20 protein-coding genes are annotated in these 22619 nt (G+C 70.8%); 11 read left to right on the forward strand and 9 right to left on the reverse strand.

What is annotated here, in order from left to right:
• Window positions 1–26: 26 nt before the first annotated feature.
• Window positions 27–1250: an anion permease gene (locus tag ACIBZJ_RS20030; protein WP_395931601.1), complete on the reverse strand. Its 1224-nt coding sequence runs from the start codon at window positions 1248–1250 to the stop codon at window positions 27–29.
• A 286-nt stretch (window positions 1251–1536) separates the two neighbouring features.
• On the reverse strand, window positions 1537–3192 hold the full coding sequence (locus ACIBZJ_RS20035) for an MDR family MFS transporter (protein WP_395931603.1): 1656 nt from the start codon (window positions 3190–3192) through the stop codon (window positions 1537–1539).
• Window positions 3193–3292: 100 nt separating this feature from the next.
• On the opposite strand from ACIBZJ_RS20035, the gene ACIBZJ_RS20040 reads away from it, so the two are divergent.
• Window positions 3293–3889 (forward strand): TetR/AcrR family transcriptional regulator, encoded by a 597-nt coding sequence (locus ACIBZJ_RS20040; protein ID WP_395931605.1) that lies wholly within the window; start codon window positions 3293–3295, stop codon window positions 3887–3889.
• Between the two features lie 47 nt (window positions 3890–3936).
• Here ACIBZJ_RS20040 and ACIBZJ_RS20045 read toward each other — a convergent pair whose 3' ends face one another.
• Genes ACIBZJ_RS20045 through ACIBZJ_RS20075 form a run of 7 tightly spaced genes read right to left on the reverse strand, consistent with a single transcriptional unit; the run spans window position 3937 to window position 10567 of the window.
• The gene (locus ACIBZJ_RS20045; RefSeq protein WP_395931607.1) at window positions 3937–4818 is read right to left on the reverse strand and encodes a hypothetical protein; all 882 of its coding nucleotides are present in this window, start codon (window positions 4816–4818) and stop codon (window positions 3937–3939) included.
• The gene (locus tag ACIBZJ_RS20050) at window positions 4815–5375 is read right to left on the reverse strand and encodes an RNA polymerase sigma factor (protein ID WP_395931609.1); all 561 of its coding nucleotides are present in this window, start codon (window positions 5373–5375) and stop codon (window positions 4815–4817) included. The genes ACIBZJ_RS20045 and ACIBZJ_RS20050 overlap by 4 nt, the downstream gene beginning before the upstream one ends.
• A gap of 19 nt (window positions 5376–5394) precedes the next feature.
• Complete coding sequence (locus ACIBZJ_RS20055) at window positions 5395–6924, reverse strand: hypothetical protein (protein ID WP_395931611.1); 1530 nt, start codon at window positions 6922–6924, stop codon at window positions 5395–5397.
• 26 nt (window positions 6925–6950) lie between these two features.
• Window positions 6951–8102 (reverse strand): sulfotransferase family protein, encoded by a 1152-nt coding sequence (locus tag ACIBZJ_RS20060; RefSeq protein WP_395932285.1) that lies wholly within the window; start codon window positions 8100–8102, stop codon window positions 6951–6953.
• A complete protein-coding gene (locus ACIBZJ_RS20065; RefSeq protein WP_395931613.1) occupies window positions 8099–8884 on the reverse strand; it encodes an SDR family oxidoreductase in 786 nt (261 codons plus the stop codon). The genes ACIBZJ_RS20060 and ACIBZJ_RS20065 overlap by 4 nt, the downstream gene beginning before the upstream one ends.
• A complete protein-coding gene (locus tag ACIBZJ_RS20070; protein WP_395931615.1) occupies window positions 8881–10044 on the reverse strand; it encodes a hypothetical protein in 1164 nt (387 codons plus the stop codon). The genes ACIBZJ_RS20065 and ACIBZJ_RS20070 overlap by 4 nt, the downstream gene beginning before the upstream one ends.
• Window positions 10045–10069: 25 nt before the next feature.
• The gene (locus ACIBZJ_RS20075; protein ID WP_395931617.1) at window positions 10070–10567 is read right to left on the reverse strand and encodes a nuclear transport factor 2 family protein; all 498 of its coding nucleotides are present in this window, start codon (window positions 10565–10567) and stop codon (window positions 10070–10072) included.
• Between the two features lie 58 nt (window positions 10568–10625).
• On the opposite strand from ACIBZJ_RS20075, the gene cysD reads away from it, so the two are divergent.
• The 10 genes from cysD to ACIBZJ_RS20125 all read left to right on the forward strand — a co-directional run bounded on the left by cysD (window position 10626) and on the right by ACIBZJ_RS20125 (window position 22562).
• On the forward strand, window positions 10626–11534 hold the full coding sequence (gene cysD / locus ACIBZJ_RS20080; protein WP_395931619.1) for a sulfate adenylyltransferase subunit CysD: 909 nt from the start codon (window positions 10626–10628) through the stop codon (window positions 11532–11534).
• Complete coding sequence (gene cysC, locus ACIBZJ_RS20085; protein WP_395931621.1) at window positions 11534–13339, forward strand: adenylyl-sulfate kinase; 1806 nt, start codon at window positions 11534–11536, stop codon at window positions 13337–13339. The genes cysD and cysC overlap by 1 nt, the downstream gene beginning before the upstream one ends.
• 33 nt (window positions 13340–13372) lie before the next feature.
• Window positions 13373–14110, forward strand: coding sequence for a class I SAM-dependent methyltransferase (locus tag ACIBZJ_RS20090; protein WP_395931623.1), 738 nt, complete (start codon window positions 13373–13375; stop codon window positions 14108–14110).
• 134 nt (window positions 14111–14244) lie between these two features.
• Window positions 14245–14442 (forward strand): hypothetical protein, encoded by a 198-nt coding sequence (locus ACIBZJ_RS20095; protein WP_395931624.1) that lies wholly within the window; start codon window positions 14245–14247, stop codon window positions 14440–14442.
• On the forward strand, window positions 14412–14612 hold the full coding sequence (locus ACIBZJ_RS20100) for a hypothetical protein (protein WP_395931626.1): 201 nt from the start codon (window positions 14412–14414) through the stop codon (window positions 14610–14612). Before ACIBZJ_RS20095 ends, ACIBZJ_RS20100 begins: the two co-directional genes overlap by 31 nt.
• Before the next feature lie 512 nt (window positions 14613–15124).
• Window positions 15125–16537, forward strand: coding sequence for an MFS transporter (locus ACIBZJ_RS20105; protein WP_395931628.1), 1413 nt, complete (start codon window positions 15125–15127; stop codon window positions 16535–16537).
• Window positions 16538–16665: 128 nt separating this feature from the next.
• The gene (gene frc, locus ACIBZJ_RS20110) at window positions 16666–17892 is read left to right on the forward strand and encodes a formyl-CoA transferase (protein WP_395931630.1); all 1227 of its coding nucleotides are present in this window, start codon (window positions 16666–16668) and stop codon (window positions 17890–17892) included.
• Window positions 17893–17904: 12 nt separating this feature from the next.
• Entirely contained in the window at window positions 17905–20049 is a 2145-nt protein-coding gene (locus ACIBZJ_RS20115) for an acetate--CoA ligase family protein (protein ID WP_395931632.1), read from the forward strand.
• Window positions 20050–20119: 70 nt separating this feature from the next.
• On the forward strand, window positions 20120–21523 hold the full coding sequence (locus ACIBZJ_RS20120; protein WP_395931634.1) for an OFA family MFS transporter: 1404 nt from the start codon (window positions 20120–20122) through the stop codon (window positions 21521–21523).
• A gap of 58 nt (window positions 21524–21581) precedes the next feature.
• Window positions 21582–22562, forward strand: a complete 981-nt coding sequence (locus ACIBZJ_RS20125) for a 2-dehydropantoate 2-reductase (RefSeq protein WP_395931636.1) — start codon at window positions 21582–21584, stop codon at window positions 22560–22562.
• The last annotated feature ends 57 nt before the right edge of the window (window positions 22563–22619 follow it).

The following is a 22619-nucleotide window of genomic DNA, read 5'->3' on the forward strand; positions in this document are numbered from 1 at the left end:
GTCTCTTCCCAGTCTCGGCAGCGGAGTCAGACGGACGCGGGGGTGCGGTCGGTGGAAGCGGTCCGGCCCTGTTCCCACTCCTCGTTCACGTTGCCGGCGTGGACCGGCTGCATCCGCGAGCGGAGGTACATGAACACGGCGGCGGCCAGGAGCAGCAGGAAGACCACGATCGCGCCGGCCAGGCCGCCACCGAGGAGGTCGCCGATCCACCACATGATCGCGCCGACGATCGCGGCGCTGGGCAGCGTGATCACCCAGGCGGCGACCATGCGTCCGGCGACCCGCCAGCGGACCGCCGCGCCGCGCTTGCCGATGCCGGTGCCGAGGATCGAACCGGTGGCGACGTGCGTGGTGGACAGCGCGAAGCCGAGGTGGCTGGAGACCAGGATGACGGCGGCGGACGCGCCCTCAGCGGCCATGCCCTGCGGCGGAGCGATCTCGACCAGGCCCTTGCCGAGCGTCCGGATGATCCGCCAGCCACCGAGGTAGGTACCGGACGCGATCGCGAGCGCACAGGCGGCCTTCACCCAGAACGGGATGTTCTCGGTGTCGGTCCAGTGCCCGCTGGCGATGAGCGCGAGCGTGATGACACCCATCGTCTTCTGCGCGTCGTTGGTGCCGTGGGCCAGCGAGACCAGCGAGGCGGAGCCGATCTGGCCCCAGCGGAAGCCGGTGTCGGTGTAGCGCGCGGCGACGCCCTTGACGATCGCGTAGATCAGCCAGGTACCGACGGCGGCGATGACGCAGGCGATGACCGGCGACAGCAGCGCGGGCAGCACCACCTTGCCGACGACGCCGTCCAGCTTGCTGCCGTCGCCGTTCCAGTTGACGCCGCTCCAGCCGAGGCCGGCGATCGTCGCGCCGATGAGGCCGCCGAACAGCGCGTGGGAGGAGCTCGACGGGAGGCCGAGCAGCCAGGTGGCCAGGTTCCAGATGATGCCGCCGGCCAGTCCGGCGAGCACGATGATCAGGAGCGCCTGCCCGCCGTCGGCGGTCAGCGCTCCCTTGGGTGTGCCGTCGTGATTTTGAATCTTGACCACGGCGTTGGTGACCGTCAGCGCAACCTCGACGGACAGGAACGCACCGATCAGGTTCAAAATCCCCGACAGCGCGACTGCAGTCTTGGGCTGCAGTGCCCCGGTGGCGATGGACGTGGCCATCGCGTTCGCGGTGTCGTGAAAACCGTTCGTGAAGTCGAAGCCCAAGGCGACGATCACGACCAGCACGAGGACTACCGATGCAGCTGTCACGCGTTCAGATTGCGCGCCACAACCATCAGGCTCCTAGGGCCCGGTGCCGGAGTCCGACCAAAGTTCGCCTGAGGTTCACCTTCGTCCGGGAACTCCGCGGACACCGGGGAAACGCCTGTTTGCCCGCGGGTATCCAGGCGTCAAACCCCGGTCATCCGGCTATTTCAGGGTCGTCGGAGGGTGCCGAACCTGTCACGCGGGGCCGCGTGACCGCCGGGGACGTTCACCTCGCGGCCACCTCCCGTTCCACTTCGGACGGCGCCGTTCCGGCCGGCAGCCGGACGGGCTAGCGGCCCGCGGTGGGGATCTCGCGGCCCTCGGTGCGGGTGGCATCCTCCACGCCGACGCCGCCCGCGACCTCGGCCAGGGGTGTCGCCGCCTCCGGGTCCTGGCCGGCGTCGGCCAGGTCCACGGTCGTCCGCAGCTCGACCTTCGGCAGCGCCGCGGCCGCGAGCACGCCGACGACCGCGATCACCGCGGCGATCAGGAAGATCTTGCCGGTCGCGTCGCCGTAGGCGGCGCGCACGATCTGCTGGAACGCCGGCGGCAGCGCTTTGAGGTCGAGCGTGCTGGTGTCGCCGCCGCCCGGAGCCGGGGAGGCCCCGGCAGCCGCCAGGTGGTCGGTGATGTTCGCGGTGACCTTGCTGGCCAGCACCGCTCCCAGCACCGAGACGCCGATCGTGCCGCCCAACGACCGGAAGAACGTGATCGCGCCGCTGGCCGCGCCGAGGTCGGACAGTGCGACCGTGTTCTGCACGACGAGCACCAGGTTCTGCATCGACATGCCGACGCCGGTGCCGACCAGGAACATCCCGATCCCGACCAGGACCAGGCTGGTCCGGTGGTCGATCGTGCCCAGGATGGCGAACCCGGCGACCAGCACGACCGTCCCGCCGATGATGTACGGCTTGATCTTGCCGGTGGCGGTGATCAGCCGCCCGGACACCGTCGAGGAGATCAGGACACCGGCCATCATCGGGATCGTCAGCAGGCCGGCCTCGGTCGGGCTGTAGCCGCGGCCGATCTGGAAGTACTGACCGAGGAAGACCGCGCCGCCGAACATCGCCATGCCGACCGAGAGGCTGGCCACGATCGCCAGCGCCGGAGTCCGCTGGGTGATCACCCGCAGCGGCACCACGGGTTCGCGCACCCGGCTCTCCACCCAGGTGGCGAACGCCAGCACCAGCAGGCCGGCCGCGACCATCGCCGCGGTCTGCCACGACAGCCAGTCGAACGACGAACCGACGAACGTCACCCAGATCAGCAGGATGCTGACGCCGCCGGCGATCAGGAACGCACCCGCGTAGTCGATCGAGACGCCGGCCCGCTTCACCACGGCCAGGTTCAGCGTCCGCTGCAGGACGGCGAGCGCGAGGATCGCGATCGGGACGCCGATGAAGAAGCACCAGCGCCAGCCGAGCCAGTCGGTGTCGACGATCAGGCCGCCGAGCAGCGGGCCGCCGACCGTGGCCAGCGCCATCGTCGCGCCCAGGTAGCCGTTGTACCGGCCGCGCTCGCGGGGCGGGATCATCGCGGCCATCACGACCTGGACCAGCGCCTGCAGGCCGCCCATCCCCAGGCCCTGGAAGGCGCGGGCGGCGATCAGCTCACCGGCGTTCTGGGCGAAGCCGCAGATGATCGAGCCGACCACGAAGATCGCGATCGAGATCTGGACGAGCAGCTTCTTGCTGAACAGGTCGGCGAGCTTGCCCCAGACCGGTGTGGTCGCGGTCGCCGCGAGCAGCGACGCGGTGACGACCCAGGTGTACTGGCTCTGGTTGCCGTTCAGCGCGCCGATGATCGTCGGCAGTGCGGTCGAGACCACGGTGGCGCTGGTCATCGCTACGAACAGCACCAGCAGGAGGCCGGAGAGCGCCTCCAGGATCTGCCGGTGCGTCATCGCGTCGTTCCGAGGCGGTGCGGTTGCTTCCGGGGTAGCCATGGCTCCTCATTGCTTGACTGATGCAACCACACAATAGCTGCTCGCTGGGAAAATTTGCACACTGGGCAATCATTGTCCCGGCGCGGTTATGCTCACCTGCATGGACGCCCCCGGAGGACTGCGCGAGCGGAAGAAGGCCGCAGCGCGCTCGGCGTTGCACGAGGCGGCCGTGCGGCTCGCGCTCGAGCACGGGCTGGATCACGTCACGACCGAAGCGATCGCGGACGCGGCCGACCTCTCCCGGCGGACGTTCTCGAACTACTTCGCGAGCAAGGAAGACGCGATCCTCGACGGCGACGTCGTGAGGCTGCAGGCCTGGCTGGAGGCGTTGCGTGGGCGGCCGGCCGGGGAGCCGCCCTGGCGCGCGCTGCGCGCCAGCATGAACGCGCTGGCCGACCACTGGTTCGACCCCGACCTCGCCCGGGTGACCGCGCTGCGGTCGCTGCGGCAGCACCCGTCCTTGCTGGCTCGCCAATCCGCCATCTACGGCGCCTTCGAACGGGACGTCGCCGGAGTGCTGCTGGCCCGGTCCGGCACCCACGCCCCGCACGATCGGCGGGCGGCCCGGGTGCTCGCCGCCACGTTCCTGGCCGCGCTGCGGACGGCGACGAGCCTCTGGATCGAGGAACCGGACGTTCACCCACTCGAGATCACGATCGCGGAGGTTCTCGACCAGATCGGGAAGTCCTTCGAGTGAGACGACCTGGTAGGGCCCCGAGGCGTGCGGGGGGCCTCCGGCGCGGGTTACTTCGCGGGCCTCACCCCCGCGTACGGAACCACCGCACCGGACAGGATGGCCGGGCCCGGTGCCCCGGTACCGGCGTCCGTCTCGGCCAGCAGCGACCCGTCGTCCGGATCGAGAAGGATCACCTGCCGGTCGAGCACGATCGCGGTACCGCTCCGGCCGGTGACGTCCGGGACGCCGGTGCGCACGGTCACGCCCGGCACCCGCAGGGCCGCCCGGTAGAGCCAGGTGCGCGTCTGCGGCGGCACCAGCCCACCGACCCGCAGCATGGCCCGGACCTTCGCGAAGATCGCGCCGTCGTCGGGCGCCGCCCTCCGGAGCTCGGTGTAGAGGTCCTGGTCGGTGACCCGGATGTCCTGGGCCCCCACGACGTTCACGTAGGTCGGGTACTTCACCGCGGTGACCACGCCCTGCGTCGCACCCGCCGCCGTGCGCGGCACCACCGGATCCGTCGTGCGCAGCCCTTCGGCGTCCATGATCGCGCCGTTGCGCCCGCCGCCCGTGGAGATCCACTCCTCGGTGATGCCGGCCGGGTCCGTGCCCGGCGACGTCCGCGTCCGCAGGTAGACGTAGTCGCTCGGGTTGTACCCCCGCTGGGGCTTCACCGTCCTGTCGATCGTGTCGAGCCGGGCGCGCAGCCCTTCCACGGAGCTCGCGCCGGCGACCGGCGACGGCCGGTCGGGGGTGAGCCCGCCGACGGCCAGGGCCGCCACCGCGACCGTCGCCGCCAGGGCACCGGCCGCCAGCGCGGGCACCAGCCACCGGCGCCAGGGCACCGCCCCCGCCGGCACCGCCGCCGCCGGCCCCGCGGCCGGGCGGTTCATCTCGGCGAGGAGTGCCGCTCGCTGCTCCGCCGCGTTCGGGAGCTCGACGTCGATCACCGGACCTCCTCGTGCGCCGCCGCCGGAATCGCGACGTCCCGGAGCCGGGCGCGGGCCCGGGACAACCGCGAGCGGACCGTGCCGACCGGGATGTCCAGGGCCTCCGCCGCCGCGGTGTAGTCCAGCTCGGCGTAGACGCAGAGCGCGAAGACCTCCCGCTCGGGGCGTCGCAGCGTGCTCAGCGCCTCCTGCGCGGTCCGGGCCGCGCTCAGCACGTCGAGTTTGTCGGCGACGTCGTCGGCGAAGTCCGGCTCCTCCCGCGGGGCCGGTAACCGCCCCATCGCCGCGGAATGGCGTCGCCGGGCGCGGGCGAGGTTGCGGGCGACGTTCGTCGCGATGCCCAGCAGCCACGGCAGCAGCGATTCGCCGTCGGCCTGCACCCGGTTCCGGCCGCGCCACGCCTCCAGGAACGTCAGCGACACCGTGTCCTCGGCCGCCGACCAGTCGCCGAGCAACCGGTAGGCGTGGTTGTAGACCCGGCGGGAGCCCTGATCGAAGAGCTCGCCGAACGCGGCGGGGTCCCCGGCACGGACGCGCTGCCGCAGAGAGGTCGTCACAATTCAGTCCTATCGGGTATCACTGCTGGGGGGCGAAGCCGTAGCTGCTCCGGACGAACTTCTGGGGTGTCGCACCGGGCCGGTCGGCGATCGAGAGCGTGTCGCCGTCCGCGGTGACGACCGGCCCCGGGCCGTTCCGGACGACCGAGACGATCGCCTGCGGCCCGGGGAACAGCGGCCCGGGCGCTCCGGAGAACACGATCGTCACGAACTGCTCGTTCTTCAGCGAGGACTCGACCGCGATCGTGACGACCGCGCACTCGGGGGCCGGAATCTTCGCGGCCCGGTCGTACTTCGGCCCTGTCGTCGGCCAGACGCCGTCCACCTGGGCCCGAGTGGGTTTGACGTAGACGATCGGGAACCGTTCCGGGTCGATCGTCAGACGCAGTTCTTCCCCGCGGACGGTCACCGTCGCCCGGCCGTCGTGGAAGTCGCCGACCGGACCGCCCGAGCCGGAGTCGAGGCCGGCGCCGACGACCGGGACCTTGTCGACGTTGATCGGCAGCTCGAACGTCAAATTCCGGACGTCGAGGTCGCGGACGGTGGCGGCCGGGTCCCAGCTCTTCCTGCCCCGGGAGACCTCGGGCACCTCGCTCGGCGACGGGCCCGGCGTGAACGTCCGCACCGCGGTCGAGCCGACCCCGTCGACGATCCCGCCGACCGAGATCGCGTCCGGCCTGCCCCCGGCCGGCAGCACGCCCTGGTAGCGGAACGCACCGGACTGCGGGTCCATCGCGATCATCTGCCTGCCGCGGGTGATCGCGGCGACGTGCTCGCCGGTGACGTCGACGACGTCCGGCTCGTAGCCGGTGCCGGGCACCAGCGCGGCCGCGTGGTAGAGCCAGGCCGCCAGCCGGGGGTCGGCGACCCCGGCCACCTGGAGCAGCCGGCGGACCCGCGCGAAGACGTTCCCTTCCGGGTCGCCCCGGTCGTTCTTCGTGGCGAGCCGAATCTCGGTCAGCAGGTCGAGTGGCCCGTAACTGCTCGTCCACGTGTTGATCTTCGAGTACGTGGGCTGGCGGGCGGCGGTCGTCAGCGTCGACAGGATGAGGTTGCCGGTGACGCCGGTCGGCTCCTCGGTCATCGGGCCGCCGTCGATCCGGATGCTCGTCGTGCCGTGGCCGTCGAGCGGGAACCACTGTTCGCGGGTGGCGAGCTCGCCGCCGGCGGTGCGGACCCGCGCCTTCGTGTAGACGTAGTCCCGGTCCTGGGTGAAGTAGTTCGGACCTCGATACGCCTTCCCGGTCGCATCGGCGCGGGCGAGCAGCCCGTCCAGGCTGTCGTCGTGGAGTGCCGGGCGGGGAGGGGAGGGGGCTACGGCCGGCCCGGCCGACGCCGTCGGATGCCGGTCGCCCTGCGGCTGGAGTACCACCGTGCCGATCACGACGGCCACGGCCGTCGCGGCGACCGCCCCGGCGGCGAGAAGCGGCGGCAGCAGGCGGCCGGTGCGCCGCGTCGCGGGCGCTCGCCGCAACTCCCGGAGTAGGGCTGCCCGGCGCTCGTCGGCGCCGGGCAGCGGAGCCTCAGGAGTGGGAGGTGTTCGCGTCACACCCCTTAGCTGTCCACAGGGGCCACTCAGGTTCCGTGTGCGACCAGGTAATCGGCGAAACGTTCGTCAACTTCCGCTGCGGTCAGCCCGAAATCGTCCAGGGTGTAGCGGTGTGCCGGTTTCCGGTCGCCGGTGCGGCTCTCCGCGTGGATCGCCTCCATCGCGGCCCGCGCCGCGTCGGTGAGCTCGATGCCGAAGTGCTCGTACACCCGCGACGCGGTGCCGATCGGGTCGGTGACGAACTCCTGGTACTCGACGTCGAGGAACTGTGCCGGGTCGTGCCGGGCGCGGTCGGCCCGGAACTGGTCGAGGCCGCGGGCCCACAGGTCGAGCTGGTCGCGGCCGACCACCGCGCCCCGGAACTTCGTCGACCAGCCGTCGCTGGCCGCCTGCGCGAGGCTGCACATCGACGCCATCCCGGTCCGCGGCGCGCGGTGGGTCTGGATCACCAGCGCGTCGGGGTAGGCGGCGAACAGCGCGTCGAGCGCGAACAGGTGACTCGGGTTCTTCAGCACCCAGCGTTTGCCGGCATCCGGGCTACCGATCAGCTGCAGATTTTTCCGGTGCCTGGCGTAGGCACCGGTCCAGTCCTGCTGCGCCAGCCAGGCCGAGTACCGGGGCAGGTGCGCGAGGCACTCGTACGAGATCGACTGCAGCGACTGCCGGAGCAGCTGCCAGCACTCCTCGACCTGGTCGGCCGACATGTAGTGCAGGCCCATGAACTCCGGACGCTCGACGTGGTGCTGCGCGAACGCCTGCGCCAGGCGGCTGTACATCGGGTTGGCGTCCCAGGTCTCCCGGGGCGGCCGGGGCTGCGGGAACTCGGCCAGCCACATCTCCAGCCCCTGGTGGGCCGGGTCGGCGGTCAGCAGCCGGTGGAGGGCCGTGGTGCCGGTGCGGGGCAGACCGGTGACGAAGATCGGCCGCTCGATCGGGACGGCCGCGTACGACGGTTTCCAGGCCGCCTCGGTGAGCAGCCGGGCGACCAGGGCGCCGCGGAGGAACGCCCGCTTCACCGAGTTGCCCAGCGGGGTCAGTTCGGCGTCGGCCGCGTACGACTCGAGCAGGACCTGCAGGCCTTCGAGGTACGCGGAGTCCCCGAAATCGGACAGTCCGGTGATCTTGGTGGCCGACGCGTGCAGGTCTTCGACGGTACCGACGGTGTCCCGGGCCATCAGTGGTGCCACTCCCCGCAGTTCACGTCGAGGCATTGACCGGTGATCGCGCGGGCCATCGGCGAGGCCAGGAACAGCACCGCGTCGGCGATCTCGTCCGGTTCCGGCAGCCGGCGCAGGTCCAGTTCGGCCGCGGTCTCGTCGTAGACGTCCTGCTGGGTGATGCCGCGCTGCTCGCCCAGGAAGCTGAAGTACCACTGCAGGTTCGGCGCCCAGATGTAGCCGGGGGCGATCGTGTTGACCCGGATGCCGCGCGGCCCGACCTCGGTGGCCAGGCTCTGCGACATCGCCAGCAGGCTCGCTTTGGCCATCTTGTACGGGCCGAACGTCCGCCGGGAGTGGCGCAGCACCGCGGAGTTGATCATGACGATCGAGGAGTTGCCCGCCGCCTCGAGGGCGGGCAGGAACTTGCGGGTCAGCGCCAGCGTGCCGAGCACGTTGGTCTCCAGGCCGCGCCGGACGTCCTTGAGGTCGACGTCGGCGAAGTCGGCCAGCGGCGGGATCGCGAACGCGTTGTTGACCAGGACGTCGGCCCGGCCGAACGCCGACAGCGTTTCCTCGACCAGCGCGGTCGTCTCCTCGTCGGACCGGATGTCGGTGCGGACCGTCACCGCCCGGCGGCCGAGCGCGGTGACCTCCTTCGCGACCTCGGCCAGCCGCGACTCGGTGCGGGCCGCGAGCACGACGTCCGCACCCTCGGCGGCGGCGCGTAACGCGACGGAACGGCCGAGACCGGGCCCGATACCGGAAACGACGACCACTTTGTCGTCGAGCAGACCACTCACCCGAGCATCCTCCAGTTCACTGCGGCCTGCCGGACCGCGATCCGTTCGGCCCACGCCTCCGGCGTGATCCGCTGGTCGTCGTAGTAGGTTACGTGATCCTTCAGCTCGTCGACGGGCACCAGTTCGACGCTCGGCCCGTCGGCCGCCGTCATCTCGCGGGCCACCCGCTGCCAGCGGATCTGGACGAACCCCCGGTCGTGCCCGGTGCGCTCGATCCAGTTCGTGAGCCCGGGGTTCCGCTCGCTGATCACGAACCGGATCAGCCCGTCCGGGTCGACCGCGGCCTGGTCGGTGGTGAGGCTCGTCTGGTGGTACTGGTAGTCGAGCGAGGTGTACCAGCGGCTGCCCAGCTGCATGCCCTGGTACGGCGCGTCCGATTTCGGCACCGTCACGACCAGCGCGACGTCGTCCGGCAGCTCGTAGTGGCCCACCGCGGAGTACTGGGTACTCAGGCCCCCGGGCGTGAGGCGCGGCGACGTCAGCGTGTTCACCGGCAGGTTCAGGTAGAACCACTCCGGGAACTGCAGCCAGGTCTTGAGCCGGGAGATCAGCATCTTCCCGGCGACCTCGTACCGCTTCTTCATCTGCGCCGCGGTCAGCGGCGTCGGGGCTCCACCCAGCGTGTCGACCCGGTGGATGCGGATCTCGCCGCGCCTCTCGGTCGCCCAGTCGCTGAAGACCTCGCGCACCGCGAGCGTCGTCGCGTCCGGGGCCAGCGTGACGTAGTTCCGCGCGGCCGGCCCTGGTCCGAACCGCAGCTCGTACGTCCCGTCGTCGTTGATGTCGATCGACCGGTCGTCGAACGCGGACGGGCTGTTGGGCACCTCGGCCGTGGAGTAGTCGCCGGACAGCACCTGGAAACTCAGGTCGCGGGTGGTGCCCCGGCGCCCGGTGACGACGTACTCGGCCTCCGGCCGCAGGTTCGCGTTGAAGTAGAGCGTGTCCGGGTTGTCGAGCGCCATCTTCGTGTACGGCCCCGTCGACTGGGTGAAGTACGGGAACTCCCTGTCGTAAGCCCAGGCCATGTGGAGTGACGCCTTGATGCTGCCCGCCAGGTAGTCGTACCCCTCGAGCAGGTCCTGCTCGGTGCGGACGTGCGGCGCGCCCTCGATGATCTTCTCGGCCTCGGTGACGGCCTCCGCGAACGGCTGCGTGAACATCGTCGGTCCGTAGAACCGGTTCTGATTATTGGTCAACGGTCGCCCACTTGTTCGACGTGAGCTTGAACTTCGGCAAATCGCTCAGTGAGACCATCGCCTCGTACGTCCGGTCGTAGCCGGTGCGGCTGATCCGCCAGGTGCCGTCGTCGCCCCTGGCGTAGGTGTCCTGGTAGAACGCCGCGCCCTGGATCACGATCTGGTACTCGGGCACGATGACCGTGTCGGTGAACGCCCAGGTCCCGGTGGCGGTGTCGCCGTTCACCGTGATTTCCGGGTGTCCGGCGGCGTGAACGCTGATCAAGCCCGGCCCGAGGTTCTCCCTCATGAACGACACGATCGCGTCGCGGCCCTCCAGGAGCAACCGGTCGCCCATCGCGGGCGTGCCGTAGTCGGCCACCGCGTCCTCGGTCAGCGTGTCGGCGAGGCCGTCCCAGTCCTTCTGGTCGACGCTGCGCAGATAGCGGTACTTGAGCTGGCGGAGGTCCTCCAGCGTGAGCAGGTGTTCCAGCGTGCGGCTCTCCATGGGCTCAGCGTGCCGCTTTCCGGGATTTCTGACAAGAACCTGTTCTATTTTGGGGGCCATGACGACCGTGTCGTACGAGATGACGCACCTGCAGGGCCTCGAGGCCGAGGCGGTCCACATCGTCCGGGAGGTCGCGGCGACGTTCGAGCGTCCGGTGCTGCTGTTCTCGGGCGGCAAGGACTCGGTCGTCATGCTGCACCTGGCCACGAAGGCGTTCTGGCCCGCTCCGGTACCGTTTCCGGTGCTGCACATCGACACCGGGCACAACTTCGACGAGGTCCTCACGTTCCGCGACGAGGCGGTGGCCCGGGCGGGCGTCCGCCTGCTCGTCGGCCGGGTGCAGGACGACCTCGACGCCGGCCGGGTGGTCGAAGACCTCGCGGCCGGCCGCAACCGCCTGCAGACCACCACCTTGCTCCGGACGATCGGCGAGCACCGTTTCGACGCGGTGTTCGGAGGCGCCCGGCGTGACGAGGAGAAGGCCCGCGCGAAGGAGCGAGTCTTCAGCTTCCGCGATCGTTACGGGCAGTGGGATCCGCGGGGGCAGCGGCCCGAGCTCTGGAACCTCTACAACGGCCGGCACAAGCCGGGCGAGCACATCCGGGTGTTCCCGCTGTCGAACTGGACCGAGCTCGACATCTGGCGCTATCTCCGCGACGAGCGGATCGAACTGCCGCCGCTCTACTACGCGCACCGCCGCCGGGTCGTGGCCCGCGACGGGATGCTGCTGGCGCACACCCGGTTCCTGACGCTGCTCCCCGGCGAGGAGCCGTTCTCCGCGCTGGTCCGGTTCCGCACGGTCGGGGACGCGACCTGCACCGGGTGCGTCGAGTCGGCCGCGGCCACTCCGGACGAGGTCGTGACGGAGGTGGCGGCGACCCGGGTCACCGAGCGCGGCGCGACCCGGGCGGACGACCGGATCTCCGCCGCCGGCATGGAGGACCGCAAGCGGGAGGGCTACTTCTGATGCTGCGCACACTGCGTATCGCCACCGCCGGATCGGTCGACGACGGCAAGTCCACGCTGGTCGGCCGGTTGCTCTACGACTCCAAAGCGACGTTCACCGACCAGCTCGCGGCGGTCGAGCAGGCCAGCCGCGACCGGGGGGAGGAGCTCAACCTCGCGTTGCTCACCGACGGCCTGCGCGCCGAGCGGGAACAGGGCATCACGATCGACGTCGCCTACCGGTACTTCGCGACGCCGAAGCGCGCGTTCGTCATCGCCGACACCCCGGGGCACATCCAGTACACCCGGAACATGGTCACCGGGGCGTCCACCGCGGACCTGGCGCTGATCCTGGTCGACGCGTCGCTGGGGCTGACCGAGCAGTCTCGGCGGCACGCGTTCCTGGCCAGCCTGCTCGGCGTCCCGCACGTCGTGCTGTGCGTCAACAAGATGGACCTGGTCGGCTACTCGGCCGAGCGGTTCGAGCAGATCAGCGCCGACTTCGAGCGGTTCGCGGCCCGGCTCGACGTGCACGATCTGAGCGTCATCCCGGTGTCGGCGCTGCACGGCGACAACGTCGTCCACCGCAGCACCGCGATGCCCTGGTACGAGGGTCTGCCGCTGCTGCACCACCTCGAGCAGGTGCACGTGGCGTCCGACCGGAACCTGATCGACGCCCGGTTCCCGGTGCAGTACGTGGTGCGATCGCCCGGCTTCCGGGGGTACGCCGGGACGCTGGCCGGCGGTGTGCTGCGTCCGGGCGACGAGGTCGTCGCCCTGCCGTCGGGGTTCTCGACCACCGTCCGCGCGATCTGGGCGCCGGGCGGCGTCCGCCTGGACGAAGCGTTCGCACCGCAGGCGGTGACCCTGCAACTCGCCGACGACCTCGACGTGGGGCGGGGGGACCAGCTGTGCCGGCCGGGGAACCGGCCGCACGTCGGGTCCGACGTGGACGCGCTGATCTGCTGGTTCAGCGAGCGCGGCGGGCTGTCGGCGGGCGGCCGGTACGTGCTGCGCCACACGACCGCGGAGACCCGGGCGCGGGTGACCGGGCTGGAGTACCGGCTGGACGTGAACACGCTGCACCGGGACCCCTCGGCGGAGGGCCTGACGCTGAACCAGATCGGGCGGGTGCGGCTCCACACCCAGCAGCCGGTGCTGTTCGACGCCTACCGCCGCAACCGTGCGACCGGCGGGTTCATCCTGGTGGACGAGGTCACGAACGAGACCGTCGCGGCCGGGATGATCACCGGGCCGGCCGTGCGCACGTCGTCGGTGGCGTGGCACTCGTCGTCGGTCGAGCGGGCCGATCGCGCCTCGCGCGGAGCGACCGTCTGGCTGACCGGCCTCCCGGCCTCGGGAAAGTCCTCCGTGGCGGTCGAGCTCGAGCGGCGGCTGGTCGCGGCCGGGCGTCCGGCCTACCTGCTGGACGGCGACAACCTGCGCCACGGCCTCACGTCCGACCTCGGGTTCGCTCCGGCCGACCGGTCGGAGAACGTCCGCCGCGTCGGCGAGGTGGCCAAGCTTTTCGCGGACGCCGGACTGGTGGCCGTCGTCTCGCTGGTCTCGCCCTACCGAGCTGATCGGGACGCGGTGCGGGCGCTGCACCGGGCGGCCGGCCTGCCGTTCGTCGAGGTGTTCGTGGACACGCCGGTCGAGGTGTGCGCCGAGCGCGACCCGAAGGGCCTGTACGCGCGCCGGGAGCCCGGCCTGACCGGCGTCGACGCCCCCTACGAGGCGCCGCGGTCCCCGGATCTCGTACTCCGCCCCGACGACGGCGACCCGGTGGTGATGGCGGCAACGATCGCGGAACTGCTGGCCGACTGATCGTCGAATCAATGATCTATTCGCGCGGTCACGTTGCCGGACCAACTCGCGTTCTGGAACGAGTGGCATCAACGACGGGGCGCGACCGGCGACGACCCCGGCCACCGCGCCACCCGAAAGATCTTCCTCGACTCGCTGCCGTCGGCATCGCGATGCGCGGTGATCGACCTGGGCTGCGGACAGGGGCACGACCTCGCGGCCTTCGCCCGGGCCGGCCACGACGCCTACGGACTCGACTACTCGGAGGAGGCGGTCCGGCAGTCCCGTAACTCGCTGCGGGGTCAGGGTGTCGCCGACGCGGACGATCGTGTCTGCGTCCGCGATGTGACCGCACCACTGTCGTACCCGGCCGGCAGATTCGACGGCGCCTTCAGCCACCTGTCGATCACTGTGTCGACGAGGCGGCGACGCGGTGACCTCGAGGACTCGTTGGCCGGTTGGCAGATCGCCCGCATCGAGCCGTACTCCGGGCATTACGCCAGCGCCGAGCCGAGCCACTTCCTCCGAGTGGTCGCTCATAAGCGCAACTGGACGCGGCCACGCTCGGTAAGGAGGACACTCCGTGGCGTGCGTAGACGTCGGGCTGTGCGGAGCGTCGACTTCGGCGAGATCGACGAGTGCGCCGACAGAGCTATCGAACTGTTGCGGCTCACCTATCGGGGTGGCGACGGCACTGGCGGTTGGTACCACCGCCTGGACGCCGAGCGCCCCGGCCCGTCGGCGACGGCGGCCGGGGGTCGTTCGTCGGCCAACCCTCACGCGTGTGGCTGACGGCAATGGCCCTTCGAGCATTGGCGGCGCTGGAACCGTATGGCTCCGGCGCGCGACGCGCGGCGGACCGGCTGGTGCGGCGCCGAGATCGCGAAACACAGGCCTGGGGCGAACTTCCTCGCGGAGCACCGACCGTGACCCACACGGCGTTCGTCCTGACCGCGCTGAGCGACCTCCAGGAACGGTCACGACGTGACGACGTCGAGGACGCGCTGAACGCGGGTTACGTCTGGCTGACCGAACACGTCGTACGCGATCAGGTCCACGACGACGACGCGCGGATGGAGGGCTACAACGTGTCATGGGAGGGGCCGGACCGCGCCGCGGTCTGATCGCCGAATGCGGGCGACTGGTGCCGAACGGCACGACGGACGTGCTGCGAGTCCTCTCTCCGGACGCGGTTCTGCTGCAGCGGGGCATCAACCGGCACAAGCCTCGGCCGAGCGCGGTGAGGACGCGGGCGACCGCGTTCGCTCCGGTCCGGACCACCGCGGTGGCGTGATACCGCAGCCAGGGGCGCTGCTCGTAGCCGGTTGAACCGACCCGGACCACGCTCGGGATGGTCCACAGGTGCGCATAGACCAGTTCGCCGACGCACCCGATGTAGTTCCGGTCCGGAAGCGTCATGTCGACGAGCATCGAGTCGCAGGTACGCAACTCCGCGAGATCGGAGCGGACGAGCGCGTCGGTGCCGTCCGGGCGCGGGCCCGACCCCCACGCTACCGGGTCGACCAGCGTGAGCCCGTGCGATCGCAGCCGTCCGGCGAGCGCGGCGCCCGAGGTCAGCACCTGGCTCCGAGCTAGTCCGTCCACGGCCCGGGCGAAGTACACCCGGTTCGAACGGGAGGGATGTCCGCCGGTCACGGGCTCGCCTCCGAGGTGGACCGCTGCTCTCTTCCCCCCTGGCCAATGGGTGTCGCCGAGCACGACGGGATCGGAAACTCTGGACATGCGTCGGTGTGATGCGCCACACTCGTGTTCGGCATACTGCATACAGTAGTCAAGGGGAGCGTGATGGGACCGACGCTCGTCACCGACGTTCATGGTCGGCGTTACCGGGTGGGCGAGAACGCCACGGAGCTGACCGGGCGGTCGCGGGCCTGGATGGTCCGGGCTCCGCAGGCCGCGATGGCCGCGGCCGGTCTGCTGCAGTACGGCGCCGCGGCCGTGCTGCCCGCGCTCGGCCGGCAGCGGGCCGAGGTGCTCTGGATCCTCGGGGTCTGGGTGGTGTGCCAAGCCGGGGTCGCGGCTCCGGCGGCGTGGCTGTACCGGCGGCTGGGGCCGCGGCCTCTGCTCGTGGTGGCCGGCCTGTGCTGCGCGACCGCGTTCGCGACCGTGGCGTACGGCGGGTCAGTGGCGGCGGTGCTGGCCGGGTACTCGGTGCTCGGTGGAGCCGGCGCGGGGCTGACCTACGCGGTCTGCGTCGCGACGGTGACCGAGTGGTTCCCGGAGCGGATCGCCGGCGCCACCGGGGCGGTGAGCGGCGCGTTCGGCTACGGCTCGGTGCCGTTCATCGTGGCCGCGGCACTACTGACCGGCCACGGCCCGACCGGCCCGACCGGCCCGACCGGCCCGACCGGCCTGACCGGCCTGACCGGCCTGACCGGCCCGACCGGCCCGGCCGACGCAGCCACCACCGCCACCACGGCCGACGCGACCGGTTCGGCGGGCCTGGCAACCGCGACGGCGGTCGCCGCGGTGCTGATCGGGCTGGCCGTCGTCGGGGCCGCGGTGGTGATGCGGCGGCCACCGGCGCACTGGTGGCCCGCGCACCTCGACCCGCGCCTGTGGGCGATCGACAGACGGCTCAACCGGAGCATTCCGAAGAACGCGCCCGCGATCCGGGCGTTCGGGCCGCGGGAGGCGCTGCGCAGCGGCGCGCTGCCGGCGATGTGGCTGGTGGTCGGCGTGATCGCGGCGATGGCCCTGTTCGACATCGGCTACCTCGCGACGTCCGGCGACGGCGTCGCCGACCGGAACGTCGCCGTGCTGCTCGGGGTGCTCGCTCTCGCCACCGGCGTCGGCCGGGTCGTCACCGGACGGCTCTCCGACCGGCTCGGGCGGCGTCAGATGCTGGTCGCGGCCCTGCTGCTGGGCGGCCTGGGCCAGGTCGGGATCTCGGCCGGAGGCCCGGTGCGGTGGGCCTCGATCGCGGTGGCCGGGGTCGGCACCGGCGCCGGCTACTCGCTCCTGGTCGGCCTGGTCCGCGACTGGTTCGGCGACGAGGCCACGCTGCCCAACTACGGCCTCGTCTACTCCGGCAAGGCGCTCGGGGGAGTGGTGGGCCTGGTACTCGTGGCCGCGGCGCCACCCGCCGGCGACCTGGCCACCTTCGCCGTGGCCGGGGCGCTCGGTATCGGCGGTGCGGTCGCCGCCGCGCGGCTCCGACGGCCCGGCCGGCCGTCCCTGGTGCTGCCCGGCCGCTAGCCCCGGAACGACTCCCGCACCGGCAACTTTCAGTTCACTCTGGACAACTCGTGTGATCTAGGCCACCATACTGGATCACGTCATACGGTATGCAATATGCAAGCGCCCGACGACGCAGGAGGACGACGATGGGTAAGGCACTCGAGGGGATTCGGATCCTCGACATGACTCACGTCCAGTCAGGACCCTCGGCCACTCAGATACTCGCCTGGCTCGGGGCGGACGTCATCAAGCTCGAAGCGCCCGGCAAGGGCGACATCACCCGCCAGCAGCTCCGCGACCGGCCCGGCGTCGACTCCCTCTACTTCACGATGCTCAACTGCAACAAGCGCAGCATCACCGTCAACATGAAGTCCGGCGAAGGTCAGGAAATCTTCGCTGAGCTCGTCAAAGAGTCCGACGTCCTGGTGGAGAACTTCGGGCCGGGCGTCGTCGATCGCTTCGGCTTCGCATGGGAGCGCCTGCAGGAGCTCAACCCGCGCCTGGTCTACGCGTCGATCAAGGGCTTCGGCCCCGGCCGGTACGCGGGCTTCAAGGCCTACGAGGTCGTCGCCCAGGCGATGGGCGGCTCGATGAGCACGACCGGCTACGACGACGGTCCGCCGACCGCGACCGGCGCCCAGATCGGCGACTCCGGCACCGGCATCCACCTGGTCGCCGGCATCCTCGCCGCGCTGCTGCAGCGCACGGACACCGGCCGCGGCCAGCGCGTCCAGGTCGCGATGCAGGACGCGGTCCTCAACCTCTGCCGGGTGAAGCTCCGCGACCAGCAGCGGCTCGCCGCCGGCCCGCTCGGCGAGTACCCGAACGAGCACTTCGGCGACGAGGTACCCCGCTCGGGCAACGCGTCCGGCGGCGGGCAGCCCGGCTGGGCGGTCAAGTGCGCTCCCGGCGGTCCGAACGACTACATCTACGTGATCGTCCAGCCCACCGGGTGGGCGCCGATCGCGGGCCTGATCGGGCGCCCCGAGCTCGCCGAGGACCCGGCCTGGAGCACCCCGAAGGCCCGCCTCGACAAGCTCGACAAGATGTTCGCGCTGATCGAGGAGTGGACCGAGAAACACACCAAGTGGGCCGTGATGGAGGACCTCAACGCCCACGACATCCCGTGCGGCCCGATCCTCTCCACCCGCGAACTGATCGAGGACGACACGCTCGCCACGCTCGGCTCGGTGGTCGAGGTCGACCACCCGGAACGAGGCCCGTTCAAGACCGTGGGCTGCCCGATCAAGCTGTCCGACTCACCCGTCGACGTCGAGCGCTCTCCGCTGCTCGGCGAGCACACCGACCAGGTCCTGTCCGAGCTCGGCCTCGCCGACCGGGCCGACGCGTTCCGCGCCGCCGGCGCGATCTGAGGAGATCCCACCGTGTCCGTACAAGAACTCGTCGGCTACGACAAAGCTGCCGTCCGAAGCATCCTCGACGCCGTCCGCGCCGAGGGCCGCGACTCACTGACCGCCCCCGAGGGCCGGGCGGTGGTCGAGGCCTACGGCATCAGCACCCCCGGCGAGGGCCTCGCCGCCAACCCCGAGGACGCCGTGGTGCTCGCCACGCGCATGGGCTTCCCCGTGGTCCTGAAGATCGTCTCGCCGGACATCCTGCACAAGACCGAAGCGGGCGGAGTGATCGTCGGCGTGACCGACGCCGCCGCCGCGGCCGACGCCTACCGCACGATCGTGCGCAACGCCCGCGAGTACGACCCGGACGCCCGGATCGCGGGCGTGCAGGTACAGCAGATGCTCACCGCCGGGCACGAGGTGATCATCGGCGCGGTCAGCGATCCGACGTTCGGCAAGATCGTCGCGTTCGGGCTCGGCGGCGTGCTGGTCGAGGTGCTCAAGGACGTGACGTTCCGCCTCGCCCCGACGTCGCCGGAGACCGCCCGCAGCATGGTGGAGGGCATCAAGGCGGCCGAGATCCTGCGCGGGGTCCGGGGCGCCGAACCGGCCGACGCCGAGGCGCTCGCGCAGCTGATCAGCCGGGTGTCCGACCTGGTCACGGACTTCCCCGAGATCTCCGAGGTCGACCTGAACCCGGTCCTGGCCACGGCCACGAGCGCCACGGCGGTCGACGTCCGGATCCTCGTGGGCGCGGCCGCCGAACCACCGGCCCGCTTCACGCGCGAGGAGATCCTCGCCTCGATGAACCGGATCATGCGGCCGGCGTCGGTCGCCGTCATCGGCGCGTCCGCCGAAGACGGCAAGATCGGCAACTCGGTGATGAAGAACCTGGTCAACGGGGGGTTCGCGGGGAAGATCCACCCGGTGAACCCGAAGGCCTCCGACATCCTCGGGTTGCCCGCCGTCGCCGGCATCAACGACATCGAGGGCGACGTCGACGTGGCGATCTTCGCGATCCCGGCGAAGTTCGTCCCGGCCGCGCTGGAGGAGGCCGGAGCGAAGGGCGTGGCGGGCGCGATCCTCATCCCGTCCGGTTTCGGCGAGACCGGCAACCAGGAACTGCAGGACGAGGTCGTCGCGATCGCGAGGAAGCACGGCGTCCGGATCCTGGGACCGAACATCTACGGCTACTACTACACGCCGCAGCACCTCTCGGCGACGTTCTGCACCCCGTACGACGTGCCCGGCGGCGTCGCCCTCTCGTCCCAGAGCGGCGGGATCGGGATGGCGATCCTCGGGTTCAGCCGGTCGGCGCGGATGGGCGTCTCGGCGATCGTCGGCGTCGGCAACAAGGCCGACCTCGACGAGGACGACCTGCTGACGTTCTTCGAGGACGACGAGCACACGCAGCTGATCGCGATGCACCTCGAGGACCTCAAGGACGGCCGTGCGTTCGCGGAGACCGCGCAGCGGGTCTCCAAGCACAAGCCGGTGATCGTGCTCAAGGCCGGACGCACGGCGGAGGGCGCCCGCGCGGCCGGCTCGCACACCGGTGCGCTGGCCGGGGACGACGTGGTCTACGACGACATCCTGCGGGAGTCCGGCGTGATCCGGGCGCCGGGCCTGAACGACCTGCTCGAGTACGCCAGGGGCCTCCCGCAGCTACCCACGCCGAAAGGCGAGAACGTCGTCATCATCACCGGAGCCGGCGGGTCCGGAGTGCTGCTGTCGGACGCCTGCGTCGACAACGGACTCTCGCTGATGCGGATCCCGGAGGACCTCGACCAGGCGTTCCGGGCGTTCATCCCGCCGTTCGGCGCGGCCGGCAACCCGGTCGACATCACCGGCGGCGAACCGCCGTCCACCTACCGGAACACGATCGCGCTGGGCCTGGAGGACCCGCGGATCCACGCCCTGATCCTCGGCTACTGGCACACGATCGTCACCCCGCCGATGACCTTCGCCGAACTCGTCGTCGACGTCGTGGACGAGTTCCGCGCTCGCGGGATCCACAAGCCGATCGTCGCCTCGCTCTCGGGCGACGTCGAGGTGGAGGAAGCGGCCGAGTTCCTCTACCGCCACGGGGTCGTGGCGTATCCCTACACCACCGAAAAGCCGGTCGCGGTGCTCGGTGCGAAGTACCGGTGGGCCCGCGCTGCGGGCCTGCTGTGAACCACAGCACGACAGATCACGGCGGTGAACAGCGGCACCCGTTTCGTACCCCTGCTCCAGGAGGTCCAGCGTGAGTACTTCCGAAAAGCCCTCGACGACTGACTTACCGGAGCCCGGCTCCGGCGGATACCGGGAGGTGACCGACGTCAACGGCCGCCTGTACCGCGTCGGCGAGACCGACCGGCAGCTGATGGGCCGTTCGCGGCGGTGGATGGTGATCCTGCCGTGGGTCGCGATGATGGCGATCTCGTCGTCCGAGTACGCGTTCAGCTCGGCCGAGGACACGCTGACCGGTGCGCACGGCTGGCACGGCGCGCACATCTTCTGGCTGCTGGGCGTCTGGATCTTCTTCCAGGCCGCGGTGGCGTTCCCGGTCGGCGAGCTACGGGAGCGCGGCACGCTCTCGGCCCGCAACGCGATGCTGATCGGCGCCTGCGGCACGGTGCTGGGCTACCTCGCGCTGGCGTACGCGCCGAACGTCTGGATCGCCTACCTCGGGTTCGGCTTCTTCGGCGGATGCGGCGCCGGTGCCGTGTACGCGACCTGCGTGAACATGGTCGGCAAGTGGTACCCGGAGCGGAAGGGCGGCAAGACCGGGTTCGTCAACGGCGGCTTCGCCTACGGCTCGGTACCGTTCATCTTCCTGTTCAAGAACTACATGGGCACCGGGAACCTCGGCGGCATCCTCACCGCGGTGGGCTTCGGCCTGGCCCTCACGGTCGCGCTCGTCGGGTTCTTCTTCGTCGACCCGCCGAAGAACTGGTGGCCGCCGCACGTCGACCCGCTGCGTGCGGCCGCGGACGACCCGCGGATCCGACGCTCGCTGATCAAGAACCCGCCCGCGGTCAAGCAGTACCGGCCGGCGGAGGCGATCCGGACCCCGGTGCTGCCGCTGATGTGGTTCTGCCTGCTCTGTACGGCCGGTATCAACATCTTCGGGATCGCGTTCCAGGTGCCGTTCGGGGACGAGATGGGCTTCGCCGGTGGCATCGTCGCGCTGGCGATGAGCCTCAAGGCGATCATCAACGGCACCGGCCGGGGCGTCATCGGCTGGATCTCCGACCGCTACGGCCGGCGGCAGACGCTGGTGATCGTGTGCCTCGTGCTGGGCAGCGCCCAGTACGCGGTGTACTTCTCCGGCTCGATCGGCAACATGCCGCTGTTCCTGCTGGCCTCGATGGTCTCCGGCTTCGGCGGCGGAGCGATCTTCCCGCTGTTCGCGGCGATGACCGCGGACTTCTTCGGGGAGAACAACAACGCGTCCAACTACGGAATGGTCTACAGCTCGAAGCTGGTCTCGGGTCTCGTCGGGTCCGGCCTGGGCGCCGTCACCGTCGCGGCCTGGGGTTACGGCGGGGCGTTCATCCTGGCCGGGACGATCGGCATCGTCACCGCGTTCCTCGCGATGATGCTGCGCCAGCCCGGTCAGAACCTCCGCACGACGAGCCAGGAATCCCTCGCGCTCTCCGCCTGAGTCCCGCGTGGCCGCGCCTCGGGCGCGGCCACGCGGCGTCGACGAGAAGGAATCGCTGATGAAGATCGCCGTGCTCGGCGCCGGTGCGATCGGCGCGTACGTCGGAGCCGCCCTCCATCGCGGGGGCGCTGAGGTCTCGTTGATCGCCCGCCGGGCCCATCTGGACGCCCTGCGGTGCGACGGGGTGCGGGTGCTCAGCCCCCGGGGTGACTTCGTCGCCCGCACCCACGCCACCGACGACCCGCGCGAGGTCGGGCCGGTGGACTACGTCTTCCTCGGGCTCAAGGCCCACCAGTACGCCTCCTGCGGGCCGCTGATGGAGCCGCTGCTGGGGCCCTCGACGGCCGTGATCGCGGCTCAGAACGGGATCCCGTGGTGGTACTTCCACGGATTGTCGGGGCACCCGCTGGAAGGGCGGAGGATCGAGGCCGTCGACCCGCGCGGCGCGGTGTCGCACGTGATCCCGGTGCACAGGGCGATCGGCTGTGTCGTCTACTGCTCGACCGAGATCGAGGCGCCGGGCGTCATCCGGCACCTGGAGGGCACCCGGTTCTCGATCGGCGAGCCGTCGGGCGAGATCTCCGCGCGCTGCGTCGCGTTCAGCGAGGCGATGGTGGCCGGTGGGCTCAAGTGTCCGGTCGAGCCGAACCTGCGCGACGACATCTGGGTGAAACTCATGGGCAATGTCGCGTTCAACCCTCTTTCGGCGCTCACCCGCGCGACGATGGTTGACATGTGCGGACACCCGGGCGCCCGAGATCTTGTCACCGAGATGATGCGTGAGACGGTTGCGGTTGCCGAGGCCACCGGCTGCCATCCGTCGGTGTCGATCGAACGCCGGATCGCCGGGGCCGCCAAGGTCGGCCACCACAAGACGTCCACGCTCCAGGACCTGGAGGCGGGCAAAGAACTCGAGCTCGAGGCGATCATCGGCGCGGTCGTCGAGATCGCGTCGCTGACCGGGGTGCCGGCGCCGACGCTGCGCAACGTCTACGCGGCCGTCGATCTGCTGGCCCGGACCGTGGCCATGGCGGGTTGAGGATGGCGCGCGTCGACGAATCCCGCAGCGCTCTGGAACCGCGAGCGCTCCGGCGCA

It is taken from the genome of Cryptosporangium sp. NPDC051539 (genome assembly GCF_044454545.1).
Lineage (GTDB): Bacteria > Actinomycetota > Actinomycetes > Mycobacteriales > Cryptosporangiaceae > Cryptosporangium.